Consider the following 18,708-nt stretch of genomic DNA (forward strand, 5'->3'; position numbering starts at 1 on the left):
CATACAACCTTTTATTTTAAGACACCACTATACAAAATGTTTACTTCTACTTCAGGTTTGAATTTTACTTTTGCATAATCTTTATTCCAATTTTTTTTCTTCCATAAGTCAGGGTGATAAGCGATAAGGTGTCTGCCGATACCGAAAGCATCACAATTTGCTTTTTGTAACCTGTTCGTTATTTGTTTTGCTTCTTTTGTAAGTTGTTTAGATAATTTTTTATTTAATTTTTTTCTTTCTTCCATTTTGTAAATATTATCTCTTGGAGCCTCAAGGGCTATAACTTTTAGTTGAAGCTTAATGTGAGCATATACATTTCCTTTTTTATCTGTTGTTATTTTTAAGTCTCGCTTTAACTTTCGATTGCTAATTTCCATTGTTAAATAATCAGATGTCTTCTCTGATTCATCGCTAGTAAGTTTTTGGGTTATACGGGCACTTGTTCCCATTTTTCCGGTTAATAATACGAATAAAACAGATTGTTTCAAAGGTAAATGCCCAGTTAATTTATCATTATTAAATAAAGCTAACCCGTTTGTAATTACTTCTTTTCCTTTTATTTTTATAGACGGGAGGGTAAAGTCTTTACCGGGATCTAACATTTTTGTAGCGGCTGTTTCTAAAGTTTCTTTTGGAAATACACTCATATCTTCTAAGCTTTTCACTTTTTTCTTTAGAAAATCTCCAATTAGTAAATTTCCTACTTTCTTTTTTTCGAGTATCTCGGACGTTTCACCATCTACTGCAATAAGTTTTACTAAAGCAGTTGGGTTTGTTGGGTCACGAAAGCTGACATCTAAATAGGGTAGTATACCTTTTTTTAGAATTTTGGTTCCTAGTAATTGAACACCATATTTGAAATAGCGAATATTCCCAGTCACATTTTTTTTTAGGGCATCGCTTGTATCCCTTATGTTATGCCCGGTTGCTGAATGTATTTCATTTTCGAATGAAGATTGCTCTCCGCTTGAACTTTTTACGAGTTCAAGCGTTTGCTGAAGTTTATTTTCTTCCGTAATATCATATCCAATGCTATAAGCTAATCTCGCTTCTCTTAATGGTTCTTGATCCCAACAGCCAGAAAGGAATGCACTAGTACATAATATAAAAAGTAATTTAACTCTTTTTTGGAACATACTGTTCTCCTTTCTTATTCCTTATTACTGAATAAAGTAGAAATAAAAGAGGGAGGACAACTATGAAAATATACGTGAACTTATCAGTAAAAGTTGCAATTAATTTTAATTCTTCAGGTGTATCTATAAATAGGGCTACACTAAAAGCAATAATACCAACGATTGGAACAGCCTTTTTATGATTAGCCAGATTGAAGATATGTCCAATTCCTATAGAAGCAGCACAGTAATAACTAGCAATAGAAGCTACAACAGTTATCATCCATATTGGGATGAATAGTAAATCGGTTCGGTCTATAATCCCAATATGTAGAGAACGCAATAAGTAAGCAACTGGCTCTGGAATAAGTTCAACTTGTTTTGGACTAAATACGATAAAGCAAATCCAAACAGTAAAAGTATAAAAAAGAGTTACAAATCCATTAGCGATAGAAATTGCTTTCAGTTTTGCCACAGAACTCCCGTTTACTTTTGGGAAAGCGATAAGAATAATCTCAAAACCATACATAGCTGTAATGGTTTCTTTTGATGCTTGAATAATATTCCACCATCCGGCTTCTGTAATTGGAAAAATGTAAGAAAAATCAGCTCGTGTAAGCCCTAGGGCAATTAAAAGAGCCATTGGTAAAATGAGAATAGAAGCCATGACGTAAAACCGTACGATGACTTTGAACGTATTATAAGCTATGTAACAACAAGCTATTGTAAATAGCATGAGGGTGGCATACCAAGGAGTTGCTTGTAATATCCAAACTTTAATGACATTACAAGCATTTAACATAACCGTCATACCGATAAGGGTAAAATAAAAAACATAAGCAAAACCTAATAGTTTTCCAAACTTATTCCCAAATAGCATACAAACACTTTCATACATATCTGCATCAGGAAATCGTTTTAAGAAAAGCCACATAAGTAAAATAATAAGTTGAATTGCAAGACCAGCGATGAGAGCAGAAATCCATCCGCCACCTTTCGCTATTGGGTGAAGACGGTTTGGTAGAGAAAGTATACCAACTCCGATTTGGCATTGAATAACGAAAAAGGTAAATTGAACAAGTGAAATTTTACTTTGCGTGTTTGTCACCGTTCTCATCCTCTCTCGTTACATGTTGTCGTTGCATTTTTTTCGGTTTTGAATCATGTGGTCGTTCCCAAAACGACCAAATTGGTAGTCGTACAAAAGAGTCTTTCATATCTTTTATCCGCATCGGAGCAACAGGAGAAAGATATGGGGTATGAAATGAATGTAACTGGCATAAATGAACGAAAGTTATAATGAGACCGAATGATATTCCTACATAGCCGAATATGGCAGCAAGGAGCATTAATGGAAAACGAAGAATCCGAACTGCGGAACTCATATCATTTGATGGAACAAGAAAAGATGAGATTGCAGTTAAAGCTACAACGATAATCATTGTATAAGAAACGAGACCGGCTTTTACAATTGCATCACCAATTACTAAACCACCTACAATACCGATTGTTTGTCCAACTCGGCTTGGCAAGCGAATACCAGCTTCCCGTAATAATTCAAAGATTAATTCCATTAAGAGAGCTTCAAAAATAGGAGGAAGTGGCACTTTTTCTAATGAAGCTTTAATCGTATAAACAAGTTCGAGCGGCAACACATCAGGATGAAAAGCAACTGTTGCGATATATATAGCGGGCAAGAGAAAGGCAATCAAGAAACTGACTAAGCGAATCATTCGGATGAAAGAACCGACAATCCAGCGGTTATTATAATCATCTGGTGATTGATAGAAAGCAAATAACGTAACAGGAACGATAAGTGCAGTTGGATCTCCATCAGATAAAATAGCAACTCGTCCTTCCATTAAATTTGCTGCGACTCTATCTGGACGCTCTGTATTTAATTGTTGCGGAAAGGGTGAGAAAGACGTATCCTCTATAAATTCTTGTATATATCCTGGAGGCATAAGTGCATCTGTCTTAATCGTTTCTAACCTTCTTTTTACTTCTGTAACTAAATCGTCATTCGCTATATTTTGCATATAAGCAATTGCCACTTTCGTATGCATTTCTTCACCGAGTGTGAAATATTTAACGACGACATGTGGACTTTTTATGAGTTTACGAATAGAAGCTAAATTGGTTGCTAAATCTTCTACTAAACCAGTATGCGGTCCACGGACAATCCCTTCATTATCAGGTTCTGTTATATCTCTCTTTAAAGATAGAGCTGTTTCGAAAATACAAAAACTGTCGACGTGTTCATGAAAATATAAAGATTTACCTTGTAATAAAAGCTGCACACCATAATTTAAATTTGTTTCTTTTTTCATATTTAATGTGGCAAAAGCTTTATCTAAAGACAGATCCGATCGAGTTAATAATGGTTCAAGAGCTAATTGATGAATTAAATTTGGGTCTGCTAAAGATTCGATATATATAATTGTTCCTTTTCCATTTTGAAAAGGGATATCTAATTTTTTTATATCGTCTGAATGGGAAAGTTTGTTTTCAATGTAATTAATGTTCTCCGGAAGTGATGGAAACATATGCTTTTGATTTTTACTCTCTTGTTGTTCTTTAGGCTCCGTCATAATTTCCACCTCTTTTAGAATAAAGTCACTTCAGTTAATTTTTGTTGTTTGTGAGAAATTTATGCTTGGATTATTCGGGTGAGAGATTGAAAATTCTGTTTTTTTATCTTCTATACTTAAAGAAAATGAAAATTAGGAGAATGGGAAGAAAGCGTATATTAGATTGGCAATATTAATATATATCTTTTGTACTATAGGAGGGTAAACCTAGCGGCACATATAATTACATCATTCGATGAATAGGAAATTTAAGAAAAGCGATTTATAATAATAGTATTGTGTCTTGCCTTTTTAGGGGCAGTACACAGCCGGTGATTGGCTAGTGGAGGTTCTTCCATTTTGCCAGTGCCGGTTTTTTATTGGATAATAGAGAAAATGAAGTTTTATAAAGAAAGAAGGGGTTGTTTTGAAGGATGTAAATTCTATCTTTATGAGAGAAAAGATTGCTAGTTCTTATCTTTATTTTATTTCTTTTCTTGGTTTGATTACTATAACTATATCTTTACTTGAAATTAAAATCCCTTCTCATTTAACAATACTAATATTGTTATTAATATTTATGGGGATTGCAGAGTATTTTCCTGTACGATTTTGGAGAGGAACGAGCTCGCTTACCTTTCCCATAATTTACGCTATGAGTTGGCAGTTTGGAATCCATATAACTATTATTGCTATTGTACTCGTAACGTTAATTATTCACCTGCATCGTCGTTCACCAATACAAAGAATGTTATTTAATAGTACTCAGCATGCGCTTAGTTTGATCTTGGCCGAATGGTTTTCAAATAAATGTATGCACTTATTAATTAACAATATAGATATGTCAGTTCTGTATGAAAATTTAATATCTTTGTTATTATTTTGCGTGTTTTTTTGTTTTTTCAACAACCGCTTTTACGATTTGTTAATGATACTCCTTCCACAGCCATATTCAATCTATCAGTGGTATAAAAAAACTGTAACGGTATTCCTTTGCGAAACTTTTGGTTTCTCTTATGCGGCCTTGATGCATGTATTAATTAGTACATATAGTGTGGAAGTAAATGAGATTACAGTACTTTTTTTCTTTTTTCCACTTGTAGCAATTTCAGTTATTAGCTCTTTTTCTGTACGGATAAGGATGGAGAAGGAACGATTATATGAGCTGTTTCTTATTACGACAGAAATTAGTCGTGGACTAACCGGAGGGAACCTGAAACATATTAAACAAGCACTTAAAGGTTTTTTTGGCATACAAGCATATGGAATATGGACAAAAGATGATGGAAACTGGAATCTTCTATTAAAAGATGGGAAAGTCCGTCTTGATATTTCTGATCATTCGGAAAAGTTTGAGGGAATCTCTAAAAATCTTGTGTTTAATGATTGGAAAACTGGTACGGCTCCTGGAGATGAAATATTTGATAGTGTCATACGCTCCCTTGTATATTTTCCTCTTATTGTAAATGATGAACTAGTCGGAATGTTTGTTGCAGGGAAAAGTAGAACTGCGGGTTTTTTCCCGGAAGATGTACAGTCTTTAGCTACGTTTTCTAATCAATTAGCTAACGTAGTTAAAACAAGGATATTGATTTCTGAACAGGAAAAAAGAATGATTTTAGAAGAAAGAAATAGAATCGCACGCGAAATTCACGATGGTATTGCGCAAACATTGGCAGGGGTGATATATCAACTAGAATCCGCACAGAAAAAATATCGTGATAAACCAATAGATATGCAACAAATAGTAGAGAAAAGTATAAAAGATTTAAGAGGAAGCTTAGGAGAAGTTCGCTATTCTATTTATGCTTTAAAACCATATCCGACACAACAATTAGGGCTAAAGCAGGCGATAGCAAGTAAAATAAAGTCTTTAAAACAAGAATATGAACTAGATATTACATATCATGAAAGAGGTCATGCACGTGCGCTTAGCTTTTCAAAAGAAAGAGCTATTTTTGATACATTACAAGAGAGTTTGCAAAACATTGTAAAACATGCACAAGCAGACAAGACTGATGTTTTACTTAGCTATCAAAGTGAGCACGTGCTTTTAAGGGTTAAGGATAATGGGGTTGGGTTTTCACTATTTGAGTCTATGGTTAAAACGAAGAATGAGCCACATTATGGTATATTACATATGAATGAACAAGCTGAACAATTAGGGGCTACTTTACAGATTGATAGTTCTGTAGGGAAAGGGACAGAAATTACACTATTAATTCCAGATTCACAAACAAGGGGTGCGTAAAATGATTAAAATATTAGTAGTGGATGATCATGCTTTTTTACGAGACGCAATTCGGAGCATACTAGAGGATGAATCTGATATGAACGTGGTTGGAGAAGCTAGCTCTGGGGACGGAGTATTGGAAAAAGTAGAAGAATGCAGACCAGATTGTATTTTGATGGATATTAATCTTCCTGGGAAAAATGGTATTGAAGCTACAGAGTTGGTGAAAAAAAATTATCCGAATTGCCGAGTACTTGTGTTTACAATGTATGAGCATGATGAGTATTTAATGGATGCACTTCAAGCTGGTGCTGATGGGTATTTATTGAAAGATTCATCATCGGAGCAGGTAGTAGCAGCAATTCGGATGTTATATCGAGGCGATTCAGTTATTCATCCGCGTATGACTAAAAAATTAATTACATATCATCAGCAAAAAATGAAAGTAGAATCAAATGAAAATGAACTGACGGAACGTGAAAAGGAAATTCTCTTTGAATTAGTAAAAGGACTTAGTAATAAAGAAATTGCTGAAGCTCTGTATATTAGTGATAAAACAGTTAAAATTCACATCAATAAAATTTTTAAAAAACTAAATGTGAAAAGTCGGTCGCAAGCGGTGATTTATGCTGTTCGAAATCAATTGGTTCCGTTGGATTAAATAAGAGATGTTTAAAAGAACTATCGTGTTTCTTTATTCTATATTACAAAGAATAAAGAGCAAGATAGTTCTTTTGTACTATGTAGACATAGAATCATTAGAAAAAAGATACGCCTTTCGTTTAATTTTCAGAAAAGTTAGAATGTGGAATAATAAAAATAGAATTATTGCTTAAAGCTACTAATAATTCATGTTGTAAATCATTGTAGTTGGAAACAATTTATGGGGGCTTTTATAGAAAGAAGATTAGAAGTGTGGGGATGGCGGTAGTAGTGTTGGAGATTTTTGATCCTTTTAAATAGATCCAAGGTTGATAGAATTGCCAATGCTACATAGGAGCTCAGAAGATTTATTTTAGAAAAAATAATTTTAATAATAAGGAGATGCGCTATGAAGAAGGGGAAATTCGGAAGAATACTTATCGGAACGCTAACTGTTGGTATGTTAATGTCTCAAGGAATTCCATATAACGTATTGGCAGAAGAAGTAAATACATCTACTTTAACTGGAATTGATGATGCAAGTTCTATATTGAAAGGACTTACAAAGGAACAACGTAATGCTTTAAAAACATTAGATACAAAACCTGGTTTTGTTATTTCACCAGGCATTAATACAGCAAGTCCTGATAATGTGAATGTGATTGTAGAATTTAAGCAAGCACCTAGCAAAATCGAGATGTTAAAACAAGCAGCTAAAGGGAAAAAAATAGCTCTTTCAACTGCAGAACAAAAGGTGGAAGCATCGCATAAAGGATTTAAAACTGAGCTTGAACAGCTTCAAAAAAAGAAAGATAAGGGGCCGGATTTTAAAACTGCCAAAATAACAAGAGAATATAAGAATGCTTTTAATGGTGTGGCAATGTCGTTACCTGCGAATACGATCGAAGATTTAGTTCGCACTGGTATTGTTAAGCGTGTATGGGAAGATCGTGAGGTCAAAATTGATTTACCGAAAGAAACAGCTAAGACGGCTGCCGAACCCAAAATGGCAGATAGTGTACCACAAATTGGTGTGGACAAGCTGCATGATGAAAAAATAACAGGAAAAGGAATTAAGGTAGGTGTACTGGACACAGGTATTGATTATAACCACCCTGATTTAAAAGATGCTTATAAAGGGTATCGTGCAAAGCAAGGTGAAGATCCAAGCAAAATAGATCCGAACTCAATAAAAGGATGGGATTTTGTTAATAATGATGCTGATCCAATGGAGACAACGTATAAGGATTGGCAAAATTCTGGAGGATATCCTGAAATTTATGATGGAAGTGCATACTATACATCCCATGGTACTCATGTAGCTGGGACAATTGCTGCAGACAAAAAGAATAGTGTGGATTATGCAGTTACGGGAGTCGCTCCGGATGTAGATTTATATTCATATCGTGTATTAGGTCCATATGGAAGTGGACAAACAAGCGGTATTCTTGCTGCGATTGATAAAGCAGTGAAAGACGATATGGACGTTATCAATTTATCATTAGGTGCGTCTATTAATGATCCTTTATATCCTACTTCTATTGCAGTAAACAATGCGATGTTAGCTGGTGTTGTTACAGTAGTAGCGGCAGGTAATAGTGGTCCAGAAGAAGGTACCCTTGGATCACCTAGTGCAGCAGCACTTCCAATTACAGTTGGAGCAAGTGACGCTGCGATGACTATCCCGACATTTTCCGCCGATGCAGCTGATTTACATGTGGATAAAATGATGCTACTTGGAAAAAGCTTTACTGATAAGATTGAAGATTTGAAAGGTCAATCCTTATCGCTTATATATGCAGGACTTGGGAAATCAGGTGATTTTACAGGGAAAGATGTAAAAGGGAAGTTAGCTCTTATCCAACGCGGTGAGATTACATTTGATGAAAAAATTAAAAATGCTAAGGAAGCAGGTGCAAAGGCGGTAATTGTATATAACAATGTAGATGGTGAAATTACAAGTTATCTTGGAGAAAGTACTTCATCTATTCCATCGTTCCGCTTAACAAAGGCAGATGGTGAGAAATTGCAAGCAAAAGCTGTCCAAGGAGATGTCTCTTTAACATTTGGAGAACTGAGTAACACAAAAACAGAGGGAGATCACTTAGCCGATTTCAGCTCTCGCGGTCCTGCAAGTAAAACAGATGATATTAAGCCGGATATTGTAGCGCCAGGTGTGTCTATTTTCTCTACTGTTCCTGAATATATTAATGATCCAAAGGATGGAGAAAATTATCCGGTAGCGTATGGACGTATGTCAGGTACATCTATGGCAACTCCTCATACAGCGGGGGTGGCAGCACTCATTTTGCAAGAAAATCCAAACTACAGTCCGTTTGAAGTAAAAGAAGCGCTTATGAATACTGCAGTTGACTTAAAAGAGGCACGCTCTGTATTTGAGGTGGGATCAGGCCGAATTGATGCGTATCGTGCAGTTCATGCAGATACAGCTATCGAGGTTATCGATAAAACATCAAACGTTGTAAATGATGAAGAAGTAGAAATTGAAGAAAAAACAGGGTCTATTGCATTCGGATATAAAAATCAATTGGGAAATGGACCTATTAAAGATAGTCGAAAAGTCTTAATTAAGAATAGCAATAAAACAGACGAGAAAGAGTTTAAATTAGAAGTAGAGTTTTCACCAACAAGTGTAGGTGTGCAAGATGCAGCGAAGAATGGTGTGAAGCTGAACGTACAAGATTCTATTAAAGTAGCTCCTAGTACATCAGGGGAAATTAGCCCTGAAATTATCATTCCAGAAAACGCTGAATTTGGTAGATATGAGGGATATATTCATATTTCAAATAAAAAAAATGAAAAAGAAGTATATCAAGTGCCATTTGCAGTTAAATTCACAGAAAAAGGAATTGAATCTGTAGATTTGCTGAGAGATGCAATGGCAACAGATACATCTAACTTCCATCCATTTATGGAAAGGCCGAGTTCACCGCTGACATTTAAATTGAACAGTCCACTTGAAACTATCGATGCAGTGGTGAAGGATCGAAAAACAGGAAAGGCATTAGGAATTGTGGGGACAATTAATGCTAGCAGTCTAACACCAAATATTGAATATATCATGTTCGATGGTATGGGTGGCTATGTATTCCCGTTTACAGGAGATCCAAATCATCCAATTGGAGACAAGCGAGTTACGTTGCCTGATGGAGATTACCAACTTGATTTCATTGGATATGACAAAGAAGGGAAACCTTATACAAAAGGAGATAGCGTAATTATTGATAATATCAAACCTGAAATGAAATTTACCGATGTAAAACCTGGCGTTCATGAGGTAAATGAATCTATGTTCAAAGAAGAAGATGGTCAGCGTGCATTATGGGTACATGGTAACATATATGATTCTACGATAGATGTATTAAAGGCAAAAGGCCTTCAGTATGACCAAAAAACTAATGAAATTGTATATTACCAAAACTCTGCTTTTCCGTCAGGTTGGTTGAATACAATTCAAGCCAATGGTGATTTTAAATTTGGTGTACTTCCAGAGGAAATCAATGAACCGCTTAATTTAAGGTTATTTGGATATGATCTTGCAACTGCATCAAATATGGTAAATGGATTTAAAGATTATGTCTTTGTTAAAGAGGGAACGGAATACGCTGTCCCAAGCTATGACAAGGATAAAGTTAAACTAGGAGAAAAAATTACATTAACTTTAAATCTTAATAATGTGAAACAACTTATGTCAGGTACATTTGAGATTCCTTATAGTAAACAGTTGTTTAAATTTGTAGATGTTAAACCAAATCCAGCACTTGCAGAATATGCAAAACAACATGGATTAAATATTAAATTAGAAGATCCAGTGATAAATGAAGAAGGAAACTGGGAAAACAAGGTGAAAGTTGGTGCATCTTTAGAAGGAACAGAATTTAAAGGTCTAGATGGAGACGCACCATTTGTAGATGTTACATTCGAGATGACGAGTGACGAGTATTTTAATAATTTAACAGCATTTGGAGTAGATAAATTCTCTTATACAAAAACAGGTGCATCAGAAGGCGTTGAGATTCCTGTGTTTAAAGATAAATCCTTTTCTATTATTTCGAAACATGCAATGGTTACAGGATATATTGGACCAGAAGCTTTCTTAACTGAAGAGGGGTATTTAGGTAAGAATGACTACACAAAACTAGGAGCAAAAGTGTATGCAGTTGGTAAGGATGGAAAGAAATATACAGGAACGGTTGATGATAATGGGCAATTTGAAATTCATAGTGTTCCAGTAAGTGATACAGAATATAATATTTTCGTAGAAATGCCAGGTCATTTAAATAGTAAATTAACTACAAAAATAGGGAAAATGCAGGATGGAGAATTAGTGGGACAAAACTTTAGAGCTGATATGGATGACAGCCTTGCAGGTGATGTAAACGGCGATAAAATGGTAGATATTCAAGATGCTAGAATAGCAGCTCTTTCATATGAAAAAGGAAAAGTGGCTGTAAAAGATGGAGATGTCAATCAAGATGGTGTTGTAAATGAAACAGATATTCGTTTTATTGAGAAGAATTTCTTGAAAAAGGGTCCAGATGCCAAAGAAAATCAGAAACCGAAAGAAAATGTAGGGCCAGTGACGTTAGATAAAATCTTACGTTCCATTGGATTAGAGCCAAAAAAATAAGTGGGCACAATTCTAGAGTAAACTAAGTGATAAAACAATGAGTATAGAATTAAATAGGATTTACTAACAATGGACCGGTAATGATTCGATGTAACATTACCGGTTATTCTTAAAGTGATAGTTATTTGTAAACATGAAGTAAATAATTTAACGTTGGTTAGGTTTCGTTATGGGGAATATTATTTGTTTAATTAGTATTGTTTGTGGGATGGAAATAAGGTTTGGAGTTTGAACTTTAAAAATAGGGGGACTTGTGAAATGAGTATTAAGAAAAAACTTGGTATGGGTGTTGTAACTGCAGGGCTTGGTTTATCTTTAATTGGCGGGGGGACATATGCGTATTTTAGTGATAAGGAAGTATCACAAAACACGTTTGCAGCGGGTACTTTAGATTTGAGTGTTAATCCTGAAGTTGTTATTAATGTCGACAATATTAAACCAGGTGATGAAATGGAACGCGGTTTTCAATTAGTTAACAAAGGAACTTTAGCGATAGGAGACGTGAAACTTCTTACAGATTATAGTGTAATCGATGCTAAAGGAGATAATGGAAGTGCTGATTTTGGTGATCATATCCGTGTCGATTTCTTATGGAATTTGGATAAAAATGAGGTTCCAATTTGGTCTACTACATTATCTGAATTAAAGGTAGCTACGCAAAACGGAAGTATTCCTGATCTTGTACAAAAAGGTGTTGTAGACCGAGAAGGAAATGGACTTGCTCCTGGTGATGATGATACTTTCTATGTAATGTTCACATTTGTAGATAGCAATGAAGAGCAAAATGTATTTCAAGGAGATTCATTAAAATTAAATTGGACTTTCAATTCAATGCAGACAAAAGGTGAAGAGAGATAAAGATAAATGTTATATATAAGAATAAATTGATGAAGAATTGAGAAATAAAATTTTTAATAGTGTAAGGGTTGATTTAGTGAATCAACCTTTTTTGTGTTTTGAGAGAAAATTATGCTTGGATTATTTGAAAAAAAATAAGCTTGAAAGTTACGTTACGTCATCTTTTATACTTAAGGAAACAAGGAGTAGAGGGATGGTGTATATAATTTTGAAAAGTATGTGGGGATGGAAAGAAATTTTATATTTATTTGTGTTTGTATTTATTATTGTCCCAGTAACAGTTGAATCTCTTTTTTATAACTATGCTTTAAAAATAATAGGGAACTCATTATATGCCGGAGTATTAATGGGATTTATAATGGCAGTGATATTTACTACTGTAGTTTATTTTTTTTGTATAAAAAGATATAAGCTCTCATGGAGAGATATTGGAATTCGGAAGCTTTCATGGAAAGATTTCTTATGGACATTTGGAGCGGTTATTTTCTTAATTGTAGTTAGTATTGCTGTATTAATGATAATGGAGAAAATGGGTATTTCTTTTGAAAATAGTAAAACGGAAACGGTCCAAAATGATAAATCAATATATTCATTCTGTATCGCGGTAATCGGAGCAGCAGTTATATCACCAATCTATGAAGAGATTTTGTATCGAGGGGTTTTTTATACGTTTTTTCGTGATAAATATGGTATATGGGGCGGAGTACTTATAAGTTCCATAATATTTACCGTTGTTCATATTCCAACATATAACACATTACCAGTGAATTTTTTTAGTGGAGTAGTATTTGCGTGGTTATATGAGAAAACAAATTCTATTTTATCAGCTATGATTGCCCACGCATTATTCAATTTCATAGCAGTACTTCTCACATTTATGTCGAATTAAGAAGATATATAGGAGGGATACATATGGAAATAGCTGTAGAACGTGTTTTTACAAAAGAGGTTTTAGCAAGAGCAGCAAAGGCATTTCATGTAACAGTGGAAGAAAAGCCACTTGGAGATTTTGAAAATTATATTTTTAAGGCAAAGGGTGATAGTGGTGAAGATTACGTATTACGTTTAACACACTCTTCTCATCGTTCTAAAAAAGAAGTTGAAGCTGAACTAGATTTTTTACGATATGTTGCGGAGCATGGGGCAAAGGTAGCAGGACCTCTTTATTCAAAGTCTCAAAATCTTGTAGAAGGGATCAGAGCAGAGGATGAAACTTTCTTTTTCGCTTCTTTATTTACATATGCAAAAGGTGAACAAGTAAAAGGAAAAGAATCGCCTTATTGGGGAGATGCTTATTTTGAAGCATGGGGAAAAGCGATTGGCCAACTGCATCGCCTAACAATGAACTATCCTAAAACAGAATATCGTGATACGTGGGAAGAAGACGAAAGTGGGATTGTTAATGAATTAGAAGATGATCAAGTGAAAAAGATTGCAGCGGTATTAATGGATGAAATAAAGGCTCTTCCAATTGAAAGAGAAACGTTCGGCCTTATGCACGGTGATATCCATCCCGGTAATTTTCATTATGATGGTAAAGAGCTAACAATCTTTGATTTTGATGATGCGGCTTATAATTACTTTATACATGATTTAGCAATGGTTCTCTATTACTCTGTTCTATTTACACCGTGGACAGCGGAAGAGAAGACAGACTTTGCTCGTAAACAGCTACAAGTGTTACGAAAAGGCTATGAGTATGAGCACAGACTAGCGGATAGTTGGTATGAATCGTTACCGTTGTTCTTACGTCTACGTGATGTTGGTTTATACGGTACACTTCAAAAGAAGTTTAAGGAGAAAGATATGCCAGATAACTTCCGAGAATTAGCAGAAGAGCTATATGAAAGAATTATAAAAAGAGAAGCAATTGTGAATATATAATACATTTTTGTGAAAACAAAGTATACAGAATAAATGTATGCTTTGTTTTTTTATACAAAAATATGTTTGTTTTATTAAAATAATATTGTTATAGATTCGGTATACACTTATAATTTTATATATATTCTGAATATTCTTTATAAAGAAGGAGGGGGAATGTTGGAAGCTTTCGTAAATTGGTTAAATAATATTGTTTGGAGTCCAGCACTTGTTTATTTATGTTTAGGAGTAGGTTTATATTTTTCCATTCGAACGAGGTTTTTACAAGTAAGGCATGTAGGCGAAATGGTGAAGCTGACATTTCAAGGTGAAAAATCAGAGGCTGGTGTTTCTTCATTCCAAGCGTTAGCACTTTCGTTATCAGGGCGCGTTGGGACAGGGAATATAGCTGGGGTAGCAACAGCGGTTGCATTCGGTGGACCAGGAGCTGTATTTTGGATGTGGGCAGTGGCCTTTTTAGGAGCAGGATCAGCTTATGTAGAATCTACATTAGCACAAATATATAAGACGAAACATCAAGGGCAGTTTCGTGGTGGACCTGCTTATTACATTGAAAAAGGTTTAGGTGTGAAATGGTATGCATTAGTATTCGTTGCAGCGACAATTCTTGCAACGGGGCTTTTACTACCAGGTGTGCAAGCAAATAGTATTGCTGTAAGTTTAGAAACAGCTTTTGGAATTAACACTACCGTATCAGGGGCTTTATTAGTTGTTATATTAGCTCTTATCATCTTCGGTGGAGTAAAGCGAATTGTTAACGTGGCACAAGTTGTCGTACCGTTTATGGCAGTTGGTTATATTTTAGTAGCTTGCGTTATTGTTGCTATGAATATTGAAAAGTTGCCAGAAGCATTTATGTTAATTATAAGAAGTGCTTTTGCATTAGAGGCGGCTTTCGGTGGTATTATCGGTTTAGCAATTTCTTGGGGAGTAAAACGTGGTATTTATTCCAATGAAGCAGGGCAAGGAACTGGACCACATGCAGCAGCAGCTGCGGAAGTATCACATCCAGCTAAGCAAGGTTTAGTGCAAGCATTTTCCGTTTACATTGATACATTATTTGTTTGTTCAGCAACAGCATTTATGATGATTATTACAGGCATGTATAACGTATTTGATGCAAGCGGAAAAAACTTTATCGTAAATAAATTAAATGGTGCTCAGCCAGGACCGGGATATACACAGGCAGCGGTAGAATCTGTTTTCCCTGGATTTGGAAACGGTTTCGTTGCAATTTCGTTACTATTCTTTGCATTTACAACAATTATGGCGTATTACTACATTGCAGAAACGAATATCGCGTACTTAAATCGTGATAAAGACCGCCCTTGGTTGTCTATGGTACTAAAGTTTGTATTTTTAGGAGCTGTATTCTACGGCTGTATAAAAACAGCAGCAACAGCTTGGGCTTTAGGTGATATCGGTGTAGGAATTATGGCATGGGTAAATATCATTGCGATTTTACTATTACAAAAACCTGCATTAGTTGCATTAAAGGATTATGAAAAGCAGAAAAAAGAAGGAAAAGATCCGGTATTCGATCCAGGGCCATTAGGAATTAAAAATGCTGATTTCTGGGAGCATGAATACGGGAAAGATAAGAAAGAAGAAGTATCTTAATCGAATAGAAATGGAGAAGCAAAGGGAAATCCCTTTGCTTTTTTTATGGGCAAAAATGAAGGGAGAAGTTATTTTTGGGACTGTTTTTGAATATAAAAAGAATGTACATGCTTTGTTAGGGGAAGGAGGGGGAGAGTATGTTGATAGAGTTTCGTAATGTAAATAAATATTATGGCAACTTTCAAGTTTTAAAAGATATTAATGTGCAAGTGAAAAAAGGGGAAGTGGTAGTAGTTGTTGGTCCTTCAGGATCAGGAAAAAGCACGTTGCTTCGGTGTATAAATCAGCTAGAGACAATTACAGATGGAGAGTTGCTTGTACAAAATACGGAGGTACACAATACAAAAACAGATATGAATGAATTACGCCGGAATATTGGGATGGTCTTTCAACATTTTTATTTATATCCACATAAAACGGTTCTTCAAAATATTACACTAGCACCGATTAAAGTAAATAAAGTTTCAAAAGAGGAAGCTGAGCAAACAGCGATGTTTTATTTAGAGAAAGTAGGAATTCCGGAGAAGGCTAGTGTATACCCGCATCAATTATCCGGAGGACAACAGCAAAGGGTAGCGATTGCTAGGGGATTGGCAATGCAGCCGGAAATTATGCTATTTGATGAGCCTACGTCTGCTCTTGATCCGGAGATGATTGGGGAAGTACTTGATGTTATGAAAACACTAGCTAAAGAAGGAATGACAATGGTCGTTGTCACGCATGAGATGGGATTTGCGCGAGAAGTAGCAGATCGGATCTTATTTATGGATGATGGTCAAATTATTGAAGATACGACACCAACACAATTTTTTGCAAATCCTGAACAGGAAAGAGCTCGTCTATTTTTAAGCCGAGTGTTAAATCATTAAAGGAGGAATTTCATGCTTAAAATGAAAAAGCTGTTTACCTTAATCGTATTCTCATGTTTATTCGTACTTGTCGTTGCCGGATGCGGAAGTAAAAAAGATGAGGCGAAAGAAACGAATACGAAGCAAGGTGGGGCTGTTGAGCAAATTAAAAAGCGCGGGAAACTAGTAGTTGGGGTGAAGAATGATACGAACTTATTTGGATTAAAAAATCCTTCCACTGGGCAGGTAGAAGGATTTGATGTTGATGTCGCGAAAGCACTTGCGAAAAAAATTCTCGGAGATGAAAAGAAACTAGAATTAAAAGAAGTAACATCTAAAACGCGTATTCCACTATTGAAAAACGGTGATATTGATGCAATTATCGCAACAATGACAATTACAGAAGAACGTAAAAAAGAAGTGGATTTTTCAGATGTATATTTTAAAGCGGGGCAATCGTTACTTGTGAAAAAAGGGAGCGATATTAAAAGTATTGATGATGTGAAAAAGGGTGTGAAAGTGTTAGCTGTAAAAGGTTCAACGTCTACAAATAATATTCGTCAAAAGTCACCAGAAGCGACTGTATTAGAATTTGAAAATTACAGTGAGGCATTTACGGCGTTAAAAGCGGGGAAAGGCGATGTTTTAACGACAGATAATGCAATTCTTTACGGCATGGCAAAACAAGATTCAAATTATGAAGTTGTAGGGAAAATTTTTACGGATGAACCGTACGGAATTGCAGTGCAAAAAGGTGCAGATGATTTGACGAAAGAGATTAATAGCTTACTAAAAGATATGAAAGCGAATGGGGAATACGATAAATTGTATGAAAAATGGATTGGACAAAAACAAGAGAAGTAAAGTGAAACTTTAATTAGTGGGGCTTTATTTCTAGTGAATAGTAAAAGTGAGAGGATGAGGGATGCTCATCCTCTTCTTGTAAAGAAAGAGGGGAGAATATGTGCCTGATTTTTCTATATTAACGAATAACATTGATATGTATTTAGAAGGCTTTAAGTATACAGTTATGTCTAGTGTAATTGCATTAATAGGAAGCTTTATTTTAGGAGTAATTTTGGCTGTAATGCGTATTGCACCTATTCGTATTTTAAATTGGATAGGATCAGCTTTTGTGGAGTTTGTAAGAAATATTCCACTTGTATTAATTGCATTTATATTCTATTTTGCTTTACCTGTAATAGGAATTACTTTAAATGGTTTTGTAGCAGGAACAGTTACGCTTACCGTATATACGGCAGCGTTTATTGCGGAAGTTATTCGCGCTGGTATTTTATCAGTGGCAAAAGGCCAAATGGAAGCAGCACGTTCCTCAGGATTGACTTATACGCAAGCAATGTACCATATCGTTTTACCCCAAGCGATGAAAATCGTAATTCCTCCTCTAGGAAATCAATTTCTCAATTTAGTAAAAAACTCTTCCATACTCGGAATTATCGCTGGTACGGATTTAATGTATCAAGGAGACTTAATTTCAACGAAGACATTGGTTACGTTCGACGTCTATATATTTGTCGGGATGTTTTATTTAATATTAACAATTCCGCTCAGTATGCTAGTGCGTTATTTAGAAAAACGCTTAGCAAAGGAGGCGGTGTAAATGGATTTTAAGGGAGCAATTACAGGAGATCATATTCTGTTTTTATTAAAAGGATTACTTATAACGCTAGAGGTAGCGCTCGTAGCGATTGTACTTAGCTTTATTATTGGTAGTGTAATAGGGATATTGCGGTATATGAAAATACCTATCGTCTCACAAGTATTAGGAATTATCGTTGAAGTAATTCGAAATTTACCACTACTTTTAATTATATTTTTCACGTATTTTGCACTTCCAGAAGCAGGCTTGAAATTAGAAATTATAACAGCTACAATTGTTGCTTTAACAATATTTGAAGCAGCAATGATATCTGAAATTGTTCGAAGTGGTTTATTATCTATTGAAAAAGGACAGATTGAGGCTGCAAGATCTTCAGGATTAACGTATGTTCAAGCGCTTTGGCACATTATTTTACCACAAGCATTAAGAAGAATGGTCCCGCCGCTTGTTAGTCAGTTTATTTCATTGCTGAAAGATACATCATTAGCAGTTGTTATATCACTGCCAGAGCTTATGCATAATGCTCAAATTATTAGCGGACAGAATGTGAATTATATGATTCCAACGTTTATAGTAGTAGCTTGTATGTACTTTATCATAAATTATAGTTTATCAATTTTATCGAGAAGATTAGAAATCCGTTAACCTTTACAATATATGTAAAGG

At 35.1% G+C, this 18,708-nt stretch carries 13 protein-coding genes and 1 pseudogene; 11 read left to right on the plus strand and 3 right to left on the minus strand.

The genetic code is table 11. The features are described from left to right. Positions 1–11: 11 nt before the first annotated feature. From gerKC to gerKA, 3 genes are read right to left on the minus strand one after another with little or no spacing between them, the layout of a single operon-like run. Positions 12–1,136, minus strand: a complete 1,125-nt coding sequence (gerKC, locus tag ACLBWW_RS24215) for a spore germination protein GerKC (RefSeq protein ID WP_048541701.1) — start codon at positions 1,134–1,136, stop codon at positions 12–14. Continuing rightward, positions 1,117–2,223 carry a GerAB/ArcD/ProY family transporter gene (locus ACLBWW_RS24220; RefSeq protein WP_048541703.1) on the minus strand — a complete coding sequence of 369 codons (1,107 nt, stop codon included), beginning with the start codon at positions 2,221–2,223 and terminating at the stop codon, positions 1,117–1,119. Before ACLBWW_RS24220 ends, gerKC begins: the two co-directional genes overlap by 20 nt. Then, positions 2,204–3,706, minus strand: a complete 1,503-nt coding sequence (gene gerKA / locus ACLBWW_RS24225; RefSeq protein WP_000138673.1) for a spore germination protein GerKA — start codon at positions 3,704–3,706, stop codon at positions 2,204–2,206. The genes ACLBWW_RS24220 and gerKA overlap by 20 nt, the downstream gene beginning before the upstream one ends. A gap of 406 nt (positions 3,707–4,112) precedes the next feature. On the opposite strand from gerKA, the gene ACLBWW_RS24230 reads away from it, so the two are divergent. The 11 genes and pseudogenes from ACLBWW_RS24230 to ACLBWW_RS24280 all read left to right on the plus strand — a co-directional run bounded on the left by ACLBWW_RS24230 (position 4,113) and on the right by ACLBWW_RS24280 (position 18,687). Next, positions 4,113–5,936: a GAF domain-containing sensor histidine kinase gene (locus tag ACLBWW_RS24230; protein WP_048541706.1), complete on the plus strand. Its 1,824-nt coding sequence runs from the start codon at positions 4,113–4,115 to the stop codon at positions 5,934–5,936. A gap of 1 nt (position 5,937) precedes the next feature. Next, positions 5,938–6,579: a response regulator gene (locus ACLBWW_RS24235; RefSeq protein ID WP_000590680.1), complete on the plus strand. Its 642-nt coding sequence runs from the start codon at positions 5,938–5,940 to the stop codon at positions 6,577–6,579. Between the two features lie 390 nt (positions 6,580–6,969). Continuing rightward, positions 6,970–11,211 carry a S8 family serine peptidase gene (locus ACLBWW_RS24240; protein WP_098132094.1) on the plus strand — a complete coding sequence of 1,414 codons (4,242 nt, stop codon included), beginning with the start codon at positions 6,970–6,972 and terminating at the stop codon, positions 11,209–11,211. Positions 11,212–11,469: 258 nt separating this feature from the next. Then, complete coding sequence (locus ACLBWW_RS24245; protein WP_000023371.1) at positions 11,470–12,069, plus strand: TasA family protein; 600 nt, start codon at positions 11,470–11,472, stop codon at positions 12,067–12,069. Positions 12,070–12,271: 202 nt separating this feature from the next. After that, positions 12,272–12,958, plus strand: a complete 687-nt coding sequence (locus ACLBWW_RS24250) for a CPBP family intramembrane glutamic endopeptidase (RefSeq protein WP_048541828.1) — start codon at positions 12,272–12,274, stop codon at positions 12,956–12,958. A 23-nt stretch (positions 12,959–12,981) separates the two neighbouring features. After that, on the plus strand, positions 12,982–13,953 hold the full coding sequence (locus ACLBWW_RS24255) for a phosphotransferase enzyme family protein (protein WP_098124193.1): 972 nt from the start codon (positions 12,982–12,984) through the stop codon (positions 13,951–13,953). 159 nt (positions 13,954–14,112) lie between these two features. Continuing rightward, complete coding sequence (locus ACLBWW_RS24260; protein WP_048541712.1) at positions 14,113–15,573, plus strand: alanine/glycine:cation symporter family protein; 1,461 nt, start codon at positions 14,113–14,115, stop codon at positions 15,571–15,573. Beyond that, positions 15,518–16,442: pseudogene (locus tag ACLBWW_RS24265) on the plus strand (amino acid ABC transporter ATP-binding protein). The gene ACLBWW_RS24260 and the pseudogene ACLBWW_RS24265 overlap by 56 nt, the downstream one beginning before the upstream one ends. A 12-nt stretch (positions 16,443–16,454) precedes the next feature. Beyond that, a complete protein-coding gene (gene glnH, locus ACLBWW_RS24270; RefSeq protein ID WP_000916483.1) occupies positions 16,455–17,285 on the plus strand; it encodes a glutamine ABC transporter substrate-binding protein GlnH in 831 nt (276 codons plus the stop codon). A 100-nt stretch (positions 17,286–17,385) separates the two neighbouring features. Then, a complete protein-coding gene (locus ACLBWW_RS24275; RefSeq protein WP_048541718.1) occupies positions 17,386–18,042 on the plus strand; it encodes an amino acid ABC transporter permease in 657 nt (218 codons plus the stop codon). Continuing rightward, the gene (locus tag ACLBWW_RS24280; RefSeq protein WP_048541720.1) at positions 18,043–18,687 is read left to right on the plus strand and encodes an amino acid ABC transporter permease; all 645 of its coding nucleotides are present in this window, start codon (positions 18,043–18,045) and stop codon (positions 18,685–18,687) included. It abuts the gene before it with no gap. The last annotated feature ends 21 nt before the right edge of the window (positions 18,688–18,708 follow it).

Source organism: Bacillus sp. M5A3_1b, assembly GCF_053345335.1.